This is a genomic window from Pseudomonas vlassakiae (assembly GCF_014269035.2).
Taxonomy (GTDB): domain Bacteria; phylum Pseudomonadota; class Gammaproteobacteria; order Pseudomonadales; family Pseudomonadaceae; genus Aquipseudomonas; species Aquipseudomonas vlassakiae.
Genome location: NZ_JABWRP020000025.1, coordinates 34,296 through 51,409, shown reverse-complemented (window position 1 = coordinate 51,409; position 17,114 = coordinate 34,296). Strand labels below are relative to the sequence as shown.

The window sequence follows — 17,114 nt, the reverse complement described above, 5'->3', positions numbered from 1 at the left end:
AAAGCGTGTCATTGATCGCTTCCGACCAATTCCGCATCGTTGTCGGCCTCGGCAAGAGCGGCATGTCCCTGGTTCGCTTCCTGGCGAACCGGGGCATTGCCTTTGCGGTCGCCGACACCCGTGAGCAACCGCCGGAACTGGAAACCCTGCGTCGTGATTATCCGCAGGTGGAAGTGCGCTGTGGTGAACTGGACGTGGACTTCCTGTGCCGCGCCAACGAACTGTACGTGAGCCCGGGCCTGGCGCTGGCCACCCCGGCGCTGCAGCAGGCGGCAGCACGTGGCGTGCAGCTGTCCGGTGACATCGAACTGTTTGCCCGCCATGCCAAGGCGCCGATCGTGGCGATCAGCGGTTCCAACGCGAAAAGCACCGTCACTACCCTGGTCGGCGAGATGGCCGCCAAGGCCGGCAAGCGCGTGGCGGTGGGCGGTAACCTGGGCACCCCGGCGCTTGACCTGCTGAGCGACGATGTCGAGTTGTACGTGCTGGAACTGTCGAGCTTCCAGCTGGAAACCACCGACCAGCTCAACGCCGAAGTAGCCACCGTGCTCAACATCAGCGAAGACCACATGGACCGCTACAGCGGCCTGCCGGCCTATCACCTGGCCAAGCACCGGATCTTCCGTGGTGCCCGTCAGGTCGTGGTCAACCGCCAGGATGCCCTGAGCCGGCCGCTGCCGGTGGAAGGCCGTCCATGCTTCACCTTCGGCCTCAACCAGCCGGACTTCAAGGCCTTTGGCCTGCGTGAGGTCGACGGCGAGAAATACCTGGCGTACGAATTCCAGACGCTGATGCCGGTGCGTGAGCTGAAGATCCGCGGCGCCCACAACCAGAGCAATGCCCTGGCGGCCCTGGCCCTCGGCCATGCCGCCGGCCTGCCGTTCGCGCCGATGCTCGAAGCGCTGCGTGAATTCAAGGGCCTGGCTCATCGTTGCCAGTGGATCCGTGAGCGCAACGGCGTCAACTGGTACGACGATTCCAAGGCCACCAATGTCGGTGCTGCCCTGGCGGCGATCGAAGGCTTGGGCGCGGACATCGACGGCAAGCTGGTGCTGATCGCCGGCGGCGACGGCAAGGGCGCCGACTTCGCCGCCTTGCGCGAGCCGGTCAAACGCTTCTGCCGCGCTGTGGTGCTGCTTGGCCGTGATGCCGAACGCCTGGCCGATACCCTGGGCGATGGCGTGCCGCTGGTGCGGGTGAAAACCTTGGATGAGGCGGTGCAGCAGTGCGCCGATCTGGCCCAGCCGGGCGATGCAGTGCTGCTGTCGCCGGCTTGCGCGAGCCTGGACATGTTCAAGAACTTTGAAGAACGCGGGCGCCTGTTCGCCCTGGCGGCGGGAGGGCTGGCATGATCTTCGGCGTCCTCAAGCCGTACCCCTCGCCGCTGATCAGCGGCCGCGGCGTCGACCTCGACTTTGCCATGCTGGCCGGTTGCCTGGCGCTGCTGGGGCTGGGCCTGGTGATGATCACCTCGGCGTCGTCGGAAGTGGCCGCCGTGCAATCCGGCAACCCGCTGTATCACATGTTCCGCCACCTGGTGTACGTGTTGCTCGGCCTGGCCGCTTGTGGCGCGACGATGATGGTGCCGATCGCCACCTGGCAGCGCATGGGCTTCATGATGCTGATCGGCGCCTTCGGCCTGCTGGTGCTGGTGCTGGTGCCGGGGATCGGCCGCGAAGTGAACGGTTCGATGCGCTGGATCGGCTTCAGCTTCTTCAACGTGCAGCCTTCGGAAATCGCCAAGGTCTTCGTGGTCATCTACCTGGCCGGCTACCTGGTGCGCCGGCAGACCGAGGTGCGCGAAACCTGGATGGGCTTCTTCAAACCGTTCATCGTGCTGCTGCCAATGGCCGCTCTGCTGCTGATGGAGCCGGACTTCGGTGCCACCGTGGTGATGATGGGGGCTGCCGCGGCGATGCTGTTCCTCGGCGGGGTGGGTCTGTTCCGCTTCAGCCTGATGGTGGTGCTGGCGGTGGCTGCAGTGTTCATTCTGGTACAGGCGCAGCCGTACCGGATGGCGCGTCTGATCACCTTCACCGACCCCTGGTCCGATCAGTTCGGCTCCGGCTACCAGCTGACCCAGGCACTGATCGCCTTCGGTCGTGGCGAATGGCTGGGCGTCGGCCTGGGCAACAGCGTACAGAAGCAGTTCTACCTGCCTGAAGCACACACCGACTTCGTGTTCTCGGTACTGGCCGAAGAGCTGGGCGTGGTTGGCTCGCTGGTGACCATCGCGCTGTTCGTCTTCGTCACCATTCGCGCCCTGTACATCGGCCTGTGGGCAGAGAAAGCCAAGCAGTTCTTTGCCGCCTACATGGCGTTCGGCCTGGCGTTCCTGTGGATCGGTCAGTTCCTGATCAACATCGGGGTGAACGTCGGCCTGCTGCCGACCAAGGGCCTGACGCTGCCGTTCCTCAGCTATGGCGGCTCGTCGCTGGTGATCTGCTGTGCCTGCGTGGGGTTGCTGCTGCGCATCGAATGGGAGAGCCGCACGCACCTGGGCAGCGAGGAGCATGAATTCAAAGAGAGCGATTTTGCCGAGGAGACCACTCATGGCCGCTGACGGCAAGAACGTCCTGATCATGGCGGGCGGCACCGGGGGCCACGTCTTCCCGGCCCTGGCCTGCGCCCGTGAGTTCCAGGCCCGGGGCTACTCGGTGCACTGGTTGGGTACCCCGCGCGGCATCGAGAACGAACTGGTGCCGCAGGCCGGCTTGCCACTGCACCTGATCCAGGTCAGCGGCCTGCGTGGCAAGAGCAAGCTCTCCCTGCTCAAGGCGCCGTTCACCCTGTTCAAGGCGGTGCTCCAGGCACGCCGTATCGTGCGCGAGCTCAAGCCGGTGTGCGTGGTGGGCTTTGGCGGGTATGTGACCGGCCCGGGTGGTGTTGCCGCACGGCTATGCGGCGTGCCGCTGGTGATCCACGAGCAGAACGCCCGCGCCGGCACCACCAACCGCCTGCTGTTGCCGCTGGCGGCGCGTGTCTGCGAAGCCTTCCCGGCGACCTTTGACGCCAGCGACAAACTGCGTACCACCGGCAACCCCGTGCGTCCGGAGCTGTTCATGGACGCCGTGCGCGCTCCTCTGGCCGAGCGCCGCGCACGGCTGCTGGTCATGGGCGGCAGCCTGGGTGCGGAACCATTGAACAAATTGTTGCCTAAGGCCCTGTCCGAAGTGCCGGCGAACCTGCGCCCAGAGGTGTTTCACCAGGCCGGCAAGCAGCACGCGCCGGCGACTGCCGAGCGTTACCGCGAGGTAGGGGTCGAGGCCCAGGTCGAACCGTTTATCAAGGACATGGCCCATGCCTATGGCTGGGCCGATATCGTGGTCTGCCGGGCCGGTGCCCTGACCGTCAGCGAACTCGCGGCGGCGGGCCTGCCTTCGATGCTGGTGCCCTTGCCCCATGCAATCGACGATCACCAGACCTACAACGCCCAATATCTGGCCCGGGAAGGTGCTGCCTTCCTCATGCCACAAGCGACAACTGGCGCAGCGCAACTCGCTGAACGCCTGAACGAGGTGCTGATGCAACCCGAGAAACTCAACACCATGGCAGGCACCGCACGGCGCCTGGCCAAACCTGCTGCAACCAGCACCGTGGTCGATATCTGCCTGGAGGTGGCCCATGGTTGAAAGCCAGAAAGCCATGCCCCAGCCAAAGATGGGCCGCATCAATCGCATCCACTTCGTCGGTATCGGCGGCGTCGGCATGTGCGGCATCGCTGAAGTGCTGCTGAACCTGGGCTACCAGGTATCCGGTTCCGATCTCAAGGCGTCGCCGGTGACCGAGCGCCTGGAGTCGTTCGGCGCTGAAATCTTCGTCGGCCACCGCGCCGAAAACGCTGCCAATGCCGATGTGCTGGTGGTGTCCAGTGCCATCAACCCGGCCAACCCGGAAGTCGCCACCGCTCTGGAGCGTCGAATTCCAGTGGTGCCGCGTGCCGAAATGCTCGCCGAGCTGATGCGTTATCGCCATGGCGTGGCGGTTGCCGGTACCCATGGCAAGACCACCACCACCAGCCTGCTGGCTTCGGTTTTCGCCGCGGGTGGCCTGGACCCGACCTTCGTCATCGGTGGGCGCCTGACCGCTGCCGGCACCAATGCGCAGCTGGGCACCAGCCGTTACCTGATTGCCGAAGCTGACGAAAGCGATGCCAGCTTCCTGCACCTGCAGCCGATGGTGGCCGTGGTCACCAACATCGACGCCGACCACATGGCGACCTACGAAGGCGACTTCAACAAGTTGAAGAAAACCTTCGTCGAGTTCCTGCACAACCTGCCGTTCTACGGCCTGGCCGTGATGTGCCTGGACGACCCTGTGGTGCGCGAGATCCTGCCGCAGGTCAAGCGCCCGACCGTCACCTATGGCTTCAGCGAAGAGGCTGACGTGCGCGCCATCAATGTGCGCCAGCAAGGCATGCAGACCCACTTCACCGTGCTGCGCCGCGACTGCGAGCCGCTTGAGGTGTCGGTGAACATGCCCGGCAACCACAACGTGCTCAACGCCTTGGCCACCATCGCCATCGCCACTGACGAAGGCATCAGCGATGACGCCATCGTCCAGGGCCTGTCCGGTTTCCAGGGCGTTGGCCGACGCTTCCAGGTCTACGGCGAACTGCCGGTCGACGGCGGCAGCGTGATGCTGGTCGACGACTACGGTCATCACCCGACCGAAGTGGCTGCAGTGATCAAGGCCGTGCGCGGTGGCTGGCCAAGCCGCCGCCTGGTGATCGTCTACCAGCCACACCGCTACAGCCGTACCCGCGACCTGTACGACGATTTCGTCCAGGTGCTGGGCGATGCCAACGTGCTGCTGTTGATGGAGGTCTACCCGGCCGGCGAAGAGCCGATCCCCGGTGCCGACAGCCGCCAGCTGTGCCACAGCATCCGCCAGCGCGGCAAGCTGGACCCGATCTACATCGAACGTGGCGCCGAACTGGCACCGCTGGTCAAACCGCTGCTGCGCGCCGGCGACATTCTGATCTGCCAGGGTGCCGGTGACGTCGGTGGCCTGGCCCCGCAACTGATGAAAAGCCCGCTGTTCGCTGGCGCCAAGCAGGAGAAGTCGAAATGACCAGCGCCTACGAACAACTGCATTCGACCCTCGACGTGAAAGCGTTCGGCCGGGTGGCCGTGCTGTACGGCGGCAAGAGCGCCGAGCGTGAGGTGTCACTGAAGTCTGGCGCCGCGGTGATCGACGCGCTGACCACCGCGGGTGTCGACGTGGTCGGCATCGATGTCGGTGACGACCTGCTGGTGCGCCTGCAGCGCGAGAAGATCGACCGCGCCTTCATCATCCTGCACGGCCGTGGCGGTGAAGACGGCAGCATGCAGGGCCTGCTCGAGTGCCTGGGCATCCCCTACACTGGCAGCGGCATCCTCGCTTCGGCACTGGCCATGGACAAGCTGCGTACCAAGCAGGTGTGGCAGAGCCTCGGCATTCCGACGCCGCGTCACGCGGTGCTGGCCAGCGAGCACGATTGTGTTGCCGCCGGTACGGAACTGGGCTTCCCGTTGATCGTCAAACCGGCCCATGAAGGTTCCAGCATCGGCATGGCCAAGGTGAACAGCGTGGAAGAGCTGGTCACCGCCTGGAAGGATGCCGCCCGTTACGATTCGCAAGTCCTGGTCGAGCAATGGATTCACGGCCCGGAGTTCACCATCGCCGTGCTGCGTGGCCAGGTGCTGCCGCCGATCGCCCTGGGCACTCCGCACGTGTTCTACGACTACGACGCCAAGTACATCGCCAATGACACCCAGTACCGCATCCCGTGCGGCCTGGACAGTGCCAAGGAGCAGGAACTGATCGACCTGACCGCGCGCGCCTGCGATGCCATCGGCATCGAAGGCTGGGGCCGGCTGGACGTGATGCAGGACGAGCAGGGCCGGTTCTGGCTGCTCGAAGTCAACACCGCACCCGGCATGACCGACCATAGCCTGGTGCCCATGGCGGCGCGCGCGGCCGGCCTGGACTTCCAGCAACTGGTGCTGGCGATCCTGGCTGAAAGCGTGAAGACGCGAGGTTAACCATCATGCAAGGCGCAATGATACGTCAGCAGCAACCCGTTACCGGCCGCAGCAAGCCGGTGCCGCGTGGTGCCAGCCGACTGGTGGCCGACGAGCCCGTATCGGCGCGCCTGCCGCGGCCCAGCCTGGGTGGCCTCAAGCGCTTGCTGTGGCCGCTGGTGCTGGTAGCTGCGGGTTTTGGTGCCTATGAAGGCGCCATCCGCCTGATGCCGTATGCCGACCGCCCGATCACCAAGATCGACGTGCAGGGTGACCTCAGCTACATCAGCCAGCAGTCGGTGCAGCAGCGCATTGCGCCGTATGTGGCGGCGAGCTTCTTCAGCGTCGACCTCACGGCGATGCGCGCCGAACTCGAACAGATGCCATGGATCGCCCATGCCGAAGTGCGCCGCGTGTGGCCCGACGAAGTGGTGATCCGCCTGGAAGAACAGCTGCCGGTGGCGCGCTGGGGTGACGAGGCCTTGCTCAACAACCAGGGCCAGGCCTTTACCCCGCGCGAACTGGCCAACTATGAGCACCTGCCGCAGCTGGCCGGGCCGCAGCGCGCTCAGCAACAAGTCATGCAGCAATATCAGGTATTGAGCCAGATGCTGCGCCCCATGGGCTTTTCCATCGCTCGCCTGGAGCTGCGCGAGCGGGGCAGCTGGTTCCTGACCACCGGTGCGAGCAGTGCCGGGCCGGGTATCGAGCTGCTGTTGGGGCGCGACCACCTGGTGGAGAAGATGCGCCGTTTCATTGCCATTTACGACAAGACACTCAAAGAGCAGATCACCAATATCGCCCGCATTGATCTGCGTTACTCCAACGGACTTGCCGTTGGTTGGCGGGAACCGAACGCACCGACGACGGCCAAACCCGCCGTTGCGAAGAATTAGAGAGAGGCAGGACCATGGCAAACGCGCATAGCGGCAAAATGATCGTCGGGCTGGACATCGGCACCTCCAAGGTGGTGGCGCTGGTGGGTGAAGTGGGCGAAGACGGCACCCTCGAGATCGTGGGTATCGGCACCCATCCGTCCCGCGGCCTGAAGAAGGGTGTGGTGGTGAACATCGAATCGACCGTGCAGTCGATCCAGCGCGCGGTGGAAGAAGCCCAGCTGATGGCTGGCTGCCGCATCCACTCGGCGTTCGTCGGCGTGGCCGGCAACCACATCCGCAGCCTGAACTCGCACGGCATCGTCGCCATCCGCGACCGTGAGGTGAGCGTCGCCGACCTCGAGCGCGTGCTCGATGCTGCCCAGGCGGTGGCCATTCCGGCTGACCAGCGCGTGCTGCACACCCTGCCGCAGGACTACGTGATCGACAACCAGGAAGGCGTGCGCGAGCCGCTGGGCATGTCTGGCGTGCGCCTGGAAGCCAAGGTCCACGTGGTCACCTGCGCGGTCAACGCGGCGCAGAACATCGAGAAGTGCGTACGCCGCTGCGGCCTGGAAATCGACGACATCATCCTCGAGCAGCTGGCCTCGGCCTACTCGGTGCTGACCGATGACGAGAAAGAGCTGGGCGTGTGCCTGGTCGACATCGGTGGCGGCACCACCGACATCGCCATCTTCACCGAAGGTGCGATCCGCCACACCGCGGTCATCCCGATTGCTGGCGACCAGGTCACCAACGACATCGCCATGGCCCTGCGTACGCCGACCCAGTACGCCGAAGAAATCAAGATCCGCTACGCCTGCGCCCTGGCCAAGCTGGCCGGCGCCGGTGAGACCATCAAGGTGCCGAGCGTGGGCGATCGCCCACCGCGCGAGCTGTCACGTCAGGCCCTGGCCGAGGTGGTGGAGCCACGTTACGACGAGCTCTTCACCCTGATCCAGGCCGAGCTGCGCCGCAGCGGCTACGAGGACCTGGTGCCAGCCGGCATCGTCCTCACCGGCGGTACCGCGAAGATGGAAGGCGCCGTGGAACTGGCCGAGGAAATCTTCCACATGCCGGTACGCCTGGGCGTACCGCACAGCGTTCGGGGGCTGAGCGACGTGGTGCGCAACCCGATCTATTCCACCGGCGTGGGCTTGCTCACCTACGGCCTGCTCAAGCAGTCCGAGGACATGGTCCTGACCGGTAACAGCAACAGCAGCAGCAACAGCTATGGCGATGAACCGAAGGCCCCAGTGCTTGAACGCTTCAAGCGGTGGGTCCAGGGCAACTTCTAAGTTTCAAAGCAGTAGTGGTAGGCGCGACAACTAGAGAACTGTAAGGAGAGGGAAAATGTTCGAGCTCGTAGACAACGTCCCGCAAAGTCCGGTCATCAAGGTGATCGGTGTTGGCGGTGGCGGCGGCAACGCCGTCAACCACATGGTGAAGAGCAGCATCGAAGGCGTCGAGTTCATCTGCGCCAACACCGATGCCCAGGCGCTGAAAAACATCGGCGCACGCACCATCCTGCAACTGGGTACCGGCGTGACCAAAGGTCTGGGTGCCGGCGCCAATCCGGAAGTCGGCCGTCAGGCCGCGCTGGAAGACCGTGAGCGCATCGCCGAGGTGCTGCAGGGCACCAACATGGTGTTCATCACCACCGGCATGGGTGGCGGTACCGGTACCGGTGCGGCGCCGATCATCGCCGAAGTGGCCAAGGAAATGGGCATTCTCACCGTTGCTGTGGTGACCCGTCCGTTCCCGTTCGAAGGCCGCAAGCGCATGCAGATCGCCGATGAAGGCATCCGTATGCTGGCTGAGAGCGTCGACTCGCTCATCACCATCCCCAACGAGAAGCTGCTGACCATCCTGGGCAAGGATGCCAGCCTGCTGTCCGCCTTTGCCAAGGCTGACGATGTGCTGGCCGGTGCCGTTCGCGGTATCTCCGACATCATCAAGCGCCCAGGCATGATCAACGTCGACTTCGCCGACGTGCGCACCGTCATGGGTGAAATGGGCATGGCGATGATGGGTACCGGCTGCGCCAGCGGCCCGAACCGTGCTCGCGAAGCTACCGAGGCTGCAATCCGCAACCCGCTGCTCGAAGACGTCAACCTGCAGGGCGCCCGCGGCATCCTGGTGAACATCACCGCAGGTCCTGACCTGTCGCTGGGTGAATACTCCGACGTGGGTAGCATCATCGAAGCCTTCGCCTCCGACCACGCCATGGTCAAGGTCGGCACCGTGATCGACCCTGACATGCGTGACGAACTGCACGTGACCGTCGTAGCCACAGGTCTGGGCGCGCGCATCGAAAAACCGGTCAAGGTGGTCGACAACACCCTGCAGACTGCACAGCAGGTGTATGAGGCTTCCAACCCGGCGCCGGTGCGCCAGGAGCAGCCAGCCGTCAACTATCGTGACCTCGAGCGCCCGACCGTGATGCGCAACCAGGCCCACGCAGGTGCCGCTGCGGCAGCTAAACTCAACCCTCAGGATGATCTGGACTACCTCGATATCCCAGCCTTCCTGCGTCGTCAGGCCGATTGATGGAATTTATCAGGGGTATAAGGGTGATTGGTGTTCAGCAAAGGCCGGGTCTGTTATCATCCCCAGCCTTTGTTGATACCTGTTCGCATTATTTGCGCTGAAGCGGCCAATGCCATGATTAGACAACGCACCCTGAAGAATACCATCCGTGCCACGGGCGTCGGCCTGCACTCCGGGGAGAAGGTCTACCTGACCCTCAAGCCTGCGCCTGTCGACACCGGCATCGTCTTCCGTCGCGCCGACCTTGACCCTGTGGTCGAGATCCCGGCGCGTGCGGCCAACGTCGGTGAGACCACCATGTCCACCACGCTGGTCAACGGTGACGTCAAGGTCGATACGGTCGAGCACCTGCTCTCCGCCATGGCGGGCCTGGGCATCGATAACGCCTACGTCGAGCTCTCCGCCTCGGAAGTGCCGATCATGGATGGCAGCGCCGGTCCCTTCGTATTCCTGATTCAGTCTGCCGGCCTGGAAGAACAGGACGCAGCCAAGAAGTTCATCCGCATCCTGCGCGAAGTGACAGTGACGGAGGGCGACAAGAGCGCCACCTTCCTGCCATTCGACGGGTTCAAGGTGAGCTTCGAGATCGACTTCGATCACCCGGTCCTCAAGGGCCAGACCCAGAGTGCGGTCGTCGACTTCTCCAGCACCTCGTTCGTGAAGGAAGTCAGCCGCGCCCGTACTTTCGGTTTCATGCGTGACATCGAGTACCTGCGCAAGCACAACCTTGCGTTGGGTGGCAGTGTCGAGAACGCCATCGTGGTCGACGAGACGGGTGTGCTCAACGAAGACGGCCTTCGTTCCGATGACGAATTCGTCAAGCACAAGATCCTCGACGCCATTGGCGACCTTTACCTGCTGGGCAACAGCCTGATCGGCGAGTTCAAGGGCTACAAGTCCGGCCACGCGCTGAACAACCAGCTGCTGCGCAAGCTCATCACTGAAACCGATGCCTGGGAAGTGGTCACTTTCGAAGATGCCAGCACGGCACCGATCTCGTACATGCGCCCTGTTGCGGCTGTGTAAGTTCGAACACTCTCTAGTTCATTGAGGCCACCTTCGGGTGGCCTTTTTTATGGCTGTATGGCGGACGTTGGGGGGGAGGGTGCCTGGCATGAGCTTTTCAGCGCCTGTGAGACCGAGCGCCAGCACAAAACCGGAGGCAAGCGCCCCTAGCCTTTATCCTTAGCATGCGCCGCCAACCGTTCTAGGGCGGCACGCAGCTTCGGATCGGCGATGCCTTCGGCGGAATCGCGGATACTTTCGGCGGCATCGTTCGACAGCTCGGTCGTGTTACCGCCACGCTTGGCCGGCACCAGGGGTGGCTGCACCTTGTAGAGGATGCGCTGCAGGTTGCCAAAGGCTTCCAGGGCCTGCAGCTGGCGCTGAAGACGCTTTTGCTGGTAGCGCAGGCGAGTCGCCCAATGACCGTCGGTCACCACCAGCAACAACGTGCCATCGCGCCACGAGGCCACATGGCAGTGCTCGCGGGCAGCGGGCTGCAGCTGGCTTTCCAGCAGGCGCTGCAGATGCGCCAGGCGTTCGGCCTGGTTCAGCAGCAGGCGCAGCGGGCGGTTCTGACGCAACAGCGTGGCGGGCGGCTGGGCGGAGGAGGGTTTGAAGGCCATGACGGTATGCATGAGGTAACAAGATGGGCAGTCTACCATTTCCGCAGGCAGTGCCGGCTTGTTCGCGGGTTGCCAGTCGCTCTCGCTGTTGTTTCATCAAGCTGCGGGTTGAACTCAGGGAAAATGCCCCTATCTTAGAGAAGCCCCCGCCAAAGCGCTGTGCCAGCATCGTGGCAATCGACCACTTTCCTCACCATCGTTTCCGGGTAGAATGCTCGTTCGCATGCGGCCTCAGGGCTGCACGGGCGACTCATGGGGCCGCCCTCCATCCCTACGTGTGGAAGATCCTGCCGATATGTTTGCGCCTTTGTTAAAAAAACTTTTTGGAAGCAAGAACGAGCGTGAAGTCAAACGCATGCTCAAGACGGTAGCTATCGTCAATGCCTTCGAAGAGAAGATGGTGGCCCTCTCCGATGAGCAACTGCGGGCCAAGACCGCAGAGTTCAAGGAGCGCCTGGCCAAAGGCGAGACGTTGGACCAATTGTTGCCCGAAGCCTTCGCCGTGGCCCGTGAGGCTGGCAAGCGGGTCATGGGCATGCGCCACTTCGACGTACAGCTGATCGGCGGCATGACCCTGCACGAGGGCATGATCGCAGAAATGCGTACCGGTGAAGGCAAGACCTTGGTCGGTACCCTGGCCGTTTACCTCAATGCCCTGTCCGGCAAAGGCGTGCACGTGGTCACGGTGAACGACTACCTGGCCCGCCGTGACGCCAACTGGATGCGTCCGCTGTACGAATTCCTCGGTCTGTCCGTAGGCATCGTCTCGGCCTTCCAGCCGCCCGAAGAAAAGCGCGCCGCCTACGCTGCCGATATCACCTACGGCACCAACAACGAATTCGGTTTCGACTACCTGCGCGACAACATGGCGTTCAGCCAGGAAGAGAAGTTCCAGCGTGAACTGAACTTCGCCGTGATCGACGAAGTCGACTCGATCCTCATCGACGAAGCGCGCACCCCGCTGATCATCTCCGGCCAGGCCGAAGACAGCTCCAAGCTGTACATCGAGATCAACCGCCTGATCCCGCGCCTGACCCAGCACATCGAAGAAGTCGAAGGCCAGGTCACCCAGGAAGGCCACTTCACCATCGACGAGAAGAGCCGCCAGGTCGAGCTCAACGAAGCCGGTCACCAGTTCATCGAAGAAATGCTCACCCAGGCTGGCCTGCTGGCCGAAGGGGAGAGCCTGTATTCGGCGCATAACCTCGGCCTGTTGACCCACGTCTACGCCGGCCTGCGTGCGCACAAGCTGTTCCACCGCAACGTCGAGTACATCGTCCAGGACGGCCAGGTCCTGCTGATCGACGAACACACCGGCCGTACCATGCCCGGCCGTCGCCTGTCCGAAGGCCTGCACCAGGCCATCGAGGCGAAGGAAAACCTGAACATCCAGGCCGAAAGCCAGACCCTGGCTTCGACCACCTTCCAGAACTACTTCCGTCTCTACACCAAGCTGTCCGGCATGACCGGTACCGCCGACACCGAAGCGTTCGAGTTCCAGTCGATCTACGCCCTCAACGTCATGGTCATTCCGCCGAACAAGCCACTCGCGCGTAAAGACTTCAACGACCTGGTGTACCTGACCGCTGACGAGAAATACGCCGCGATCATCGCCGACATCAAAGAGAGCATGACCCAGGGCCGCCCGATCCTGGTGGGTACCGCCACCATCGAAACCTCGGAGCACATGTCGAACCTGCTGAAGAAGGAAGGTATCGACCACAAGGTACTGAACGCCAAGTACCACGAGAAGGAAGCCGAAATCATCGCCCAGGCTGGTGCCCCGGGTGCGCTGACCATCGCCACCAACATGGCCGGCCGTGGTACCGACATCCTGCTGGGCGGTAACTGGGAAGCCGAGGTGGCTGCACTGGAGAACCCGACCCCTGAGCAGATCGCCCAGATCAAGGCCGACTGGCAGAAGCGTCACCAGCAGGTGATTCAAGCCGGTGGCCTGCACGTGATCGCCTCCGAGCGCCACGAGTCACGCCGTATCGACAACCAGCTGCGTGGCCGTGCCGGCCGTCAGGGCGACCCGGGTTCGAGCCGCTTCTACCTGTCGCTGGAAGACAGCCTGATGCGCATCTTCGCCTCTGACCGGGTGAAGAACTTCATGAAGGCACTGGGCATGCAGTCCGGCGAGGCCATCGAGCATCGCATGGTCACCAATGCCATCGAGAAAGCCCAGCGCAAGGTCGAAGGCCGCAACTTCGACATCCGCAAACAGCTGCTCGAATACGATGACGTGGCCAACGAACAGCGCAAGGTGATCTACCACATGCGCAACAGCCTGCTGGCGGCCGAGAACATTGGCGACACCATCGTCGAGTTCCGCCAGGAAGTCCTGGACGCCACCATCAGCCAGCACATTCCGCCGCAGTCGCTGCCGGAGCAGTGGGACGTGGCCGGCCTCGAAGCTTCGCTGGCCAGCGACTTCGCCATGAAGCTGCCGATCCAGCAGTGGCTGGACGAAGACGATCACCTCTACGAGGAGACCCTGCGCGAGAAGCTGCTGAACGAGATCACCGCCGCCTACACCGAGAAGGAAGACCAGGCCGGTATCGAAGCCCTGCGTACCTTCGAGAAGCAGATCCTGCTGCGTGTGCTGGACGACCTGTGGAAAGACCACCTGTCGACCATGGACCACCTGCGTCACGGTATCCACCTGCGGGGTTATGCACAGAAGAACCCGAAGCAGGAGTACAAGCGCGAGTCGTTCGCGCTGTTCCAGGAACTGCTCGAGTCGATCAAGCGCGACACCATCCGCGTGCTGTCGCACGTTCAGGTGCGCCGCGAAGACCCGGCCGAAGAAGAAGCCCGCCTGCGCCGCGAAGCCGAAGAGCTGGCCAGCCGCATGCAGTTCCAGCACGCCCCTGCGCCAGGCCTTGAAAGCGAGCAACTGAGCGAAGAGGGCGCCGAAGTGGCCGTGGCCGCTGCCCCGGTGCGCAACGACCTGAAGCTGGGCCGCAACGAGCCGTGCTGGTGTGGTTCGGGCAAGAAATTCAAGCATTGCCATGGTCAGATCGAGTGACCTGAGCTGATTGTTGTATCGTGACAACCTTGGGGGCCGCATTGCGGCCCCCTTTTTCCATATTCACCGCTTTTCTAGGAGCGCTCTAATGGCTGTTGGTCTTGGTCCTTTGCCCACCCTGCACCCGGTTCCGGGTTTTGAACTCGGTATCGCTTCTGCCGGCATCAAGCGTCCTGGGCGCAAGGATGTGGTGGTCATGCGCTGCGCCGAAGGCTCCAGCGTGGCTGGCGTGTTCACCCTCAACGCCTTCTGTGCAGCTCCGGTTATCCTCTCCAAGCAGCGCGTGCAGGGCACCGTGCGCTACCTGCTGACCAACACCGGCAATGCCAACGCCGGTACCGGCGCGCCAGGCCTGGCAGCTGCCGAACGTACTTGCGCCAAGCTCGCCGAACTGACCGGCGTGCCGGCCGAGTCGGTACTGCCGTTCTCCACCGGTGTGATCGGTGAGCCCCTGCCGGTCGAGAAGATCGAAGGCGCGCTGCAAGCCGCCCTGGACAACCTGTCGGAAAACCACTGGGCTGAAGCCGCCACCGGCATCATGACCACCGACACGCTGCCCAAAGGTGCCAGCCGCCAGTTCCAGCACGATGGTGTGACTGTCACCGTCACCGGCATCAGCAAAGGCGCCGGCATGATCCGTCCGAACATGGCCACCATGCTCGGCTACATCGCCACCGACGCCAAAGTCGCTCCGGCCGTGCTCAAGGACCTGATCCTCGACGGCGCCAACAAGTCGTTCAACCGCATCACCATCGACGGCGACACCTCGACCAACGACTGCTGCATGCTGATCGCCACCGGCAAGGCCAACCTGCCGGAAGTGACCGAAGCCAGCGGCGCACTGTTCGAAGCGCTGAAGAAGGCCGTATTCGAAGTGTGCATGGAAGTGGCCCAGGCCATCGTCCGTGACGGCGAAGGCGCCACCAAGTTCGTCACCGTGCAGGTCAATGGCGGTAGCAACCACCAGGAGTGCCTGGATGTCGGTTACGCCGTGGCCCACTCGCCGTTGATCAAGACCGCGCTGTTCGCTTCCGACCCGAACTGGGGCCGGATTCTGGCTGCCGTGGGCCGTGCCGGTGTGCCAGAGCTGGATGTCAGCCTGATCGACGTGTACCTGGGTGACGTGTGCATCGCCAGCAAAGGCGGCCGCAGCCCGAGCTACACCGAGGCACAAGGTTCGGCGGTGATGGCTCAGGAAGAGATCACCATCCGTATCGAGCTTGGCCGTGGCCAGTGCAGCGAAACCATCTGGACCACCGACCTGTCCCACGAATACGTGAAGATCAACGCCGAATACCGCACCTGATTTAACGGGGCCACCTTGCGGCCCTTTCGCGGATAAATCCGCTCCTGCAACGATTATGCGGTCACTGTAGGAGCGGATTTATCCGCGATGGGTTGCAAAGCAGCCCCAGAATCCCCAAATGCATGGAGCCGAACCATGAGCTACCACCTGATCATCGGCGACAAGTTGTATTCTTCCTGGTCGCTGCGTGGCGCCCTGGCCCTCGAGCTGGCTGGCGTGCCCTATGAAGAAACGCTTATCTCGTTGAACCAGCCCGACACCCGCAAACGTATCCTCGAATTCTCCGCTACCGGCAAGGTGCCGCTGCTCAAGACTGAGCACGGTGTGATCGCCGATTCCCTGGCCATCGCCGAGTACCTCAACGAACGCCACCCCGAGGCCCAGCTGTGGCCGGCAGACGTTGCCGCCCGTGCCCAGGCCCGCTCGGCCTGTGCGCAGATGCACAGCGGCTTCTTCGCCCTGCGCGGTGCCATGCCGTTCGACCTGACCCGTGACCAGGGACTGGATAACATCCCGCTGGAGGTCCAGGTGGATATCGACCGCATCGTCGCGCTGTGGTCCGAATGCCGCCTGGTGGCCAAGGACAGCGGCCCCTTCCTGTTCGGCAAGCCGACCTTGGCCGATGCCTTCTTTGCCCCGGTGGCGGTGCGCCTGCGGAGCTACCGCGTAGAGGTGCCCGCCGAGGCAGCCACCTATATCGAAACCATTTACCAGTGGCCGGCCTTCCAGGCCTGGCGGCAAGCTGGCCTGGCGGAGCGTGCAGGTTGAAACGAATCCATGTAGTCGCTGCGGTGATCCGCGGCAATGACGGGCGCATTCTGATTGCCCGCCGCGCTGATACCCAGCACCAGGGCGGCCTGTGGGAGTTCCCGGGTGGCAAGGTGGAAGAGGGCGAGGGCGTCGAAGCGGCGTTTGCCCGCGAGTTGCGCGAAGAACTGGGTATCGACGTGACCCGTTCGCGGGCGCTGATCAAGGTCAGCCACGACTACCCGGACAAGCAGGTGCTGCTGGATGTCCGTGAGGTCGATGCGTTCACCGGCGAAGCCCATGGCGCCGAGGGCCAGCCGCTGGCCTGGGTCGCTCCGCGGGACCTGGCACAGTACGAATTCCCTGAAGCCAACAAGCCGATCGTCGCTGCTGCGCGCTTGCCGGATCAGTACCTGATCACCCCGGATGGCCTGGAAGTACCGCAGATGCTCAAGGGTATCCAGAAGGCCGTGGCCAGTGGCATCCGCCTGATCCAGTTGCGCGCTCCGGACATGTACGACCCCAAGTACCGCGATGTGGCGGTGGACGCGGTCGGGTTGTGCGCCGGCAAGGCGCAGCTGATGCTCAAGGGGCCGCTGGAGTGGTTGGGCGACTTCCCGTCCGCTGGGTGGCACCTGACCGCCTCACAGCTACGCAAGTACGCAGCAAATGGCCGCCCGTTCCCCAAGGAACGCTGGCTGGCAGCGTCGTGCCACAGTGCCGAAGAGCTGGCGCTGGCCGAGCAGATGGGCGTGGATTTCGTCACCCTGTCACCCGTGCAGGCGACCCAGACCCATCCCGAAGCGGTGCCGTTGGGGTGGGATGAAGCGCAGCGGCTGATTGCCGGGTTCAACCAGCCGGTTTACCTGCTGGGTGGCGTTGGGCCGGGTGATCGGGAGCGGGCTTGGCAGGCCGGAGCACAAGGTGTGGCCGGGATTCGCGCATTCTGGCCTGAGGCCTGACTGTCTGGGG

14 protein-coding genes are annotated in these 17,114 nt (G+C 63.6%); 13 read left to right on the top strand and 1 reads right to left on the bottom strand.

Going from position 1 to position 17,114, the window contains the following annotated elements; translation table 11 throughout:
• Nucleotides 1-5: 5 nt before the first annotated feature.
• From murD to lpxC, 9 genes are all read left to right on the top strand, one after another.
• Nucleotides 6-1,352, top strand: coding sequence for a UDP-N-acetylmuramoyl-L-alanine--D-glutamate ligase (gene murD / locus HU738_RS23505; RefSeq protein ID WP_186601260.1), 1,347 nt, complete (start codon nucleotides 6-8; stop codon nucleotides 1,350-1,352).
• Complete coding sequence (gene ftsW / locus HU738_RS23500) at nucleotides 1,352-2,563, top strand: putative lipid II flippase FtsW (RefSeq protein ID WP_176508371.1); 1,212 nt, start codon at nucleotides 1,352-1,354, stop codon at nucleotides 2,561-2,563. Before murD ends, ftsW begins: the two co-directional genes overlap by 1 nt.
• On the top strand, nucleotides 2,553-3,632 hold the full coding sequence (gene murG, locus HU738_RS23495; RefSeq protein ID WP_186601261.1) for an undecaprenyldiphospho-muramoylpentapeptide beta-N-acetylglucosaminyltransferase: 1,080 nt from the start codon (nucleotides 2,553-2,555) through the stop codon (nucleotides 3,630-3,632). The genes ftsW and murG overlap by 11 nt, the downstream gene beginning before the upstream one ends.
• Nucleotides 3,625-5,073 carry a UDP-N-acetylmuramate--L-alanine ligase gene (murC, locus tag HU738_RS23490; RefSeq protein WP_054884621.1) on the top strand — a complete coding sequence of 483 codons (1,449 nt, stop codon included), beginning with the start codon at nucleotides 3,625-3,627 and terminating at the stop codon, nucleotides 5,071-5,073. Before murG ends, murC begins: the two co-directional genes overlap by 8 nt.
• On the top strand, nucleotides 5,070-6,026 hold the full coding sequence (locus HU738_RS23485) for a D-alanine--D-alanine ligase (RefSeq protein WP_099815775.1): 957 nt from the start codon (nucleotides 5,070-5,072) through the stop codon (nucleotides 6,024-6,026). Before murC ends, HU738_RS23485 begins: the two co-directional genes overlap by 4 nt.
• Before the next feature lie 5 nt (nucleotides 6,027-6,031).
• Complete coding sequence (locus HU738_RS23480; RefSeq protein ID WP_054884619.1) at nucleotides 6,032-6,901, top strand: cell division protein FtsQ/DivIB; 870 nt, start codon at nucleotides 6,032-6,034, stop codon at nucleotides 6,899-6,901.
• A 14-nt stretch (nucleotides 6,902-6,915) separates the two neighbouring features.
• A complete protein-coding gene (gene ftsA, locus HU738_RS23475; protein ID WP_027594020.1) occupies nucleotides 6,916-8,178 on the top strand; it encodes a cell division protein FtsA in 1,263 nt (420 codons plus the stop codon).
• A gap of 55 nt (nucleotides 8,179-8,233) precedes the next feature.
• Nucleotides 8,234-9,430: a cell division protein FtsZ gene (ftsZ, locus tag HU738_RS23470; RefSeq protein ID WP_003260772.1), complete on the top strand. Its 1,197-nt coding sequence runs from the start codon at nucleotides 8,234-8,236 to the stop codon at nucleotides 9,428-9,430.
• 114 nt (nucleotides 9,431-9,544) lie between these two features.
• Entirely contained in the window at nucleotides 9,545-10,456 is a 912-nt protein-coding gene (gene lpxC, locus HU738_RS23465; RefSeq protein ID WP_054884618.1) for a UDP-3-O-acyl-N-acetylglucosamine deacetylase, read from the top strand.
• A gap of 146 nt (nucleotides 10,457-10,602) precedes the next feature.
• On the opposite strand, the gene HU738_RS23460 is transcribed toward lpxC, so the two are convergent.
• Nucleotides 10,603-11,058, bottom strand: a complete 456-nt coding sequence (locus HU738_RS23460) for a DUF721 domain-containing protein (RefSeq protein WP_186601262.1) — start codon at nucleotides 11,056-11,058, stop codon at nucleotides 10,603-10,605.
• 295 nt (nucleotides 11,059-11,353) lie between these two features.
• Here HU738_RS23460 and secA point away from each other — a divergent pair, with 295 nt between their 5' ends.
• The 4 genes from secA to HU738_RS23440 all read left to right on the top strand — a co-directional run bounded on the left by secA (nucleotide 11,354) and on the right by HU738_RS23440 (nucleotide 17,104).
• A complete protein-coding gene (gene secA, locus HU738_RS23455; RefSeq protein ID WP_176508319.1) occupies nucleotides 11,354-14,089 on the top strand; it encodes a preprotein translocase subunit SecA in 2,736 nt (911 codons plus the stop codon).
• Nucleotides 14,090-14,177: 88 nt separating this feature from the next.
• The gene (argJ, locus tag HU738_RS23450; RefSeq protein WP_186601263.1) at nucleotides 14,178-15,395 is read left to right on the top strand and encodes a bifunctional glutamate N-acetyltransferase/amino-acid acetyltransferase ArgJ; all 1,218 of its coding nucleotides are present in this window, start codon (nucleotides 14,178-14,180) and stop codon (nucleotides 15,393-15,395) included.
• A 135-nt stretch (nucleotides 15,396-15,530) separates the two neighbouring features.
• Complete coding sequence (locus HU738_RS23445; RefSeq protein WP_054884615.1) at nucleotides 15,531-16,163, top strand: glutathione S-transferase family protein; 633 nt, start codon at nucleotides 15,531-15,533, stop codon at nucleotides 16,161-16,163.
• Nucleotides 16,160-17,104 (top strand): Nudix family hydrolase, encoded by a 945-nt coding sequence (locus HU738_RS23440; protein WP_186601264.1) that lies wholly within the window; start codon nucleotides 16,160-16,162, stop codon nucleotides 17,102-17,104. The genes HU738_RS23445 and HU738_RS23440 overlap by 4 nt, the downstream gene beginning before the upstream one ends.
• Nucleotides 17,105-17,114 lie beyond the last annotated feature (10 nt).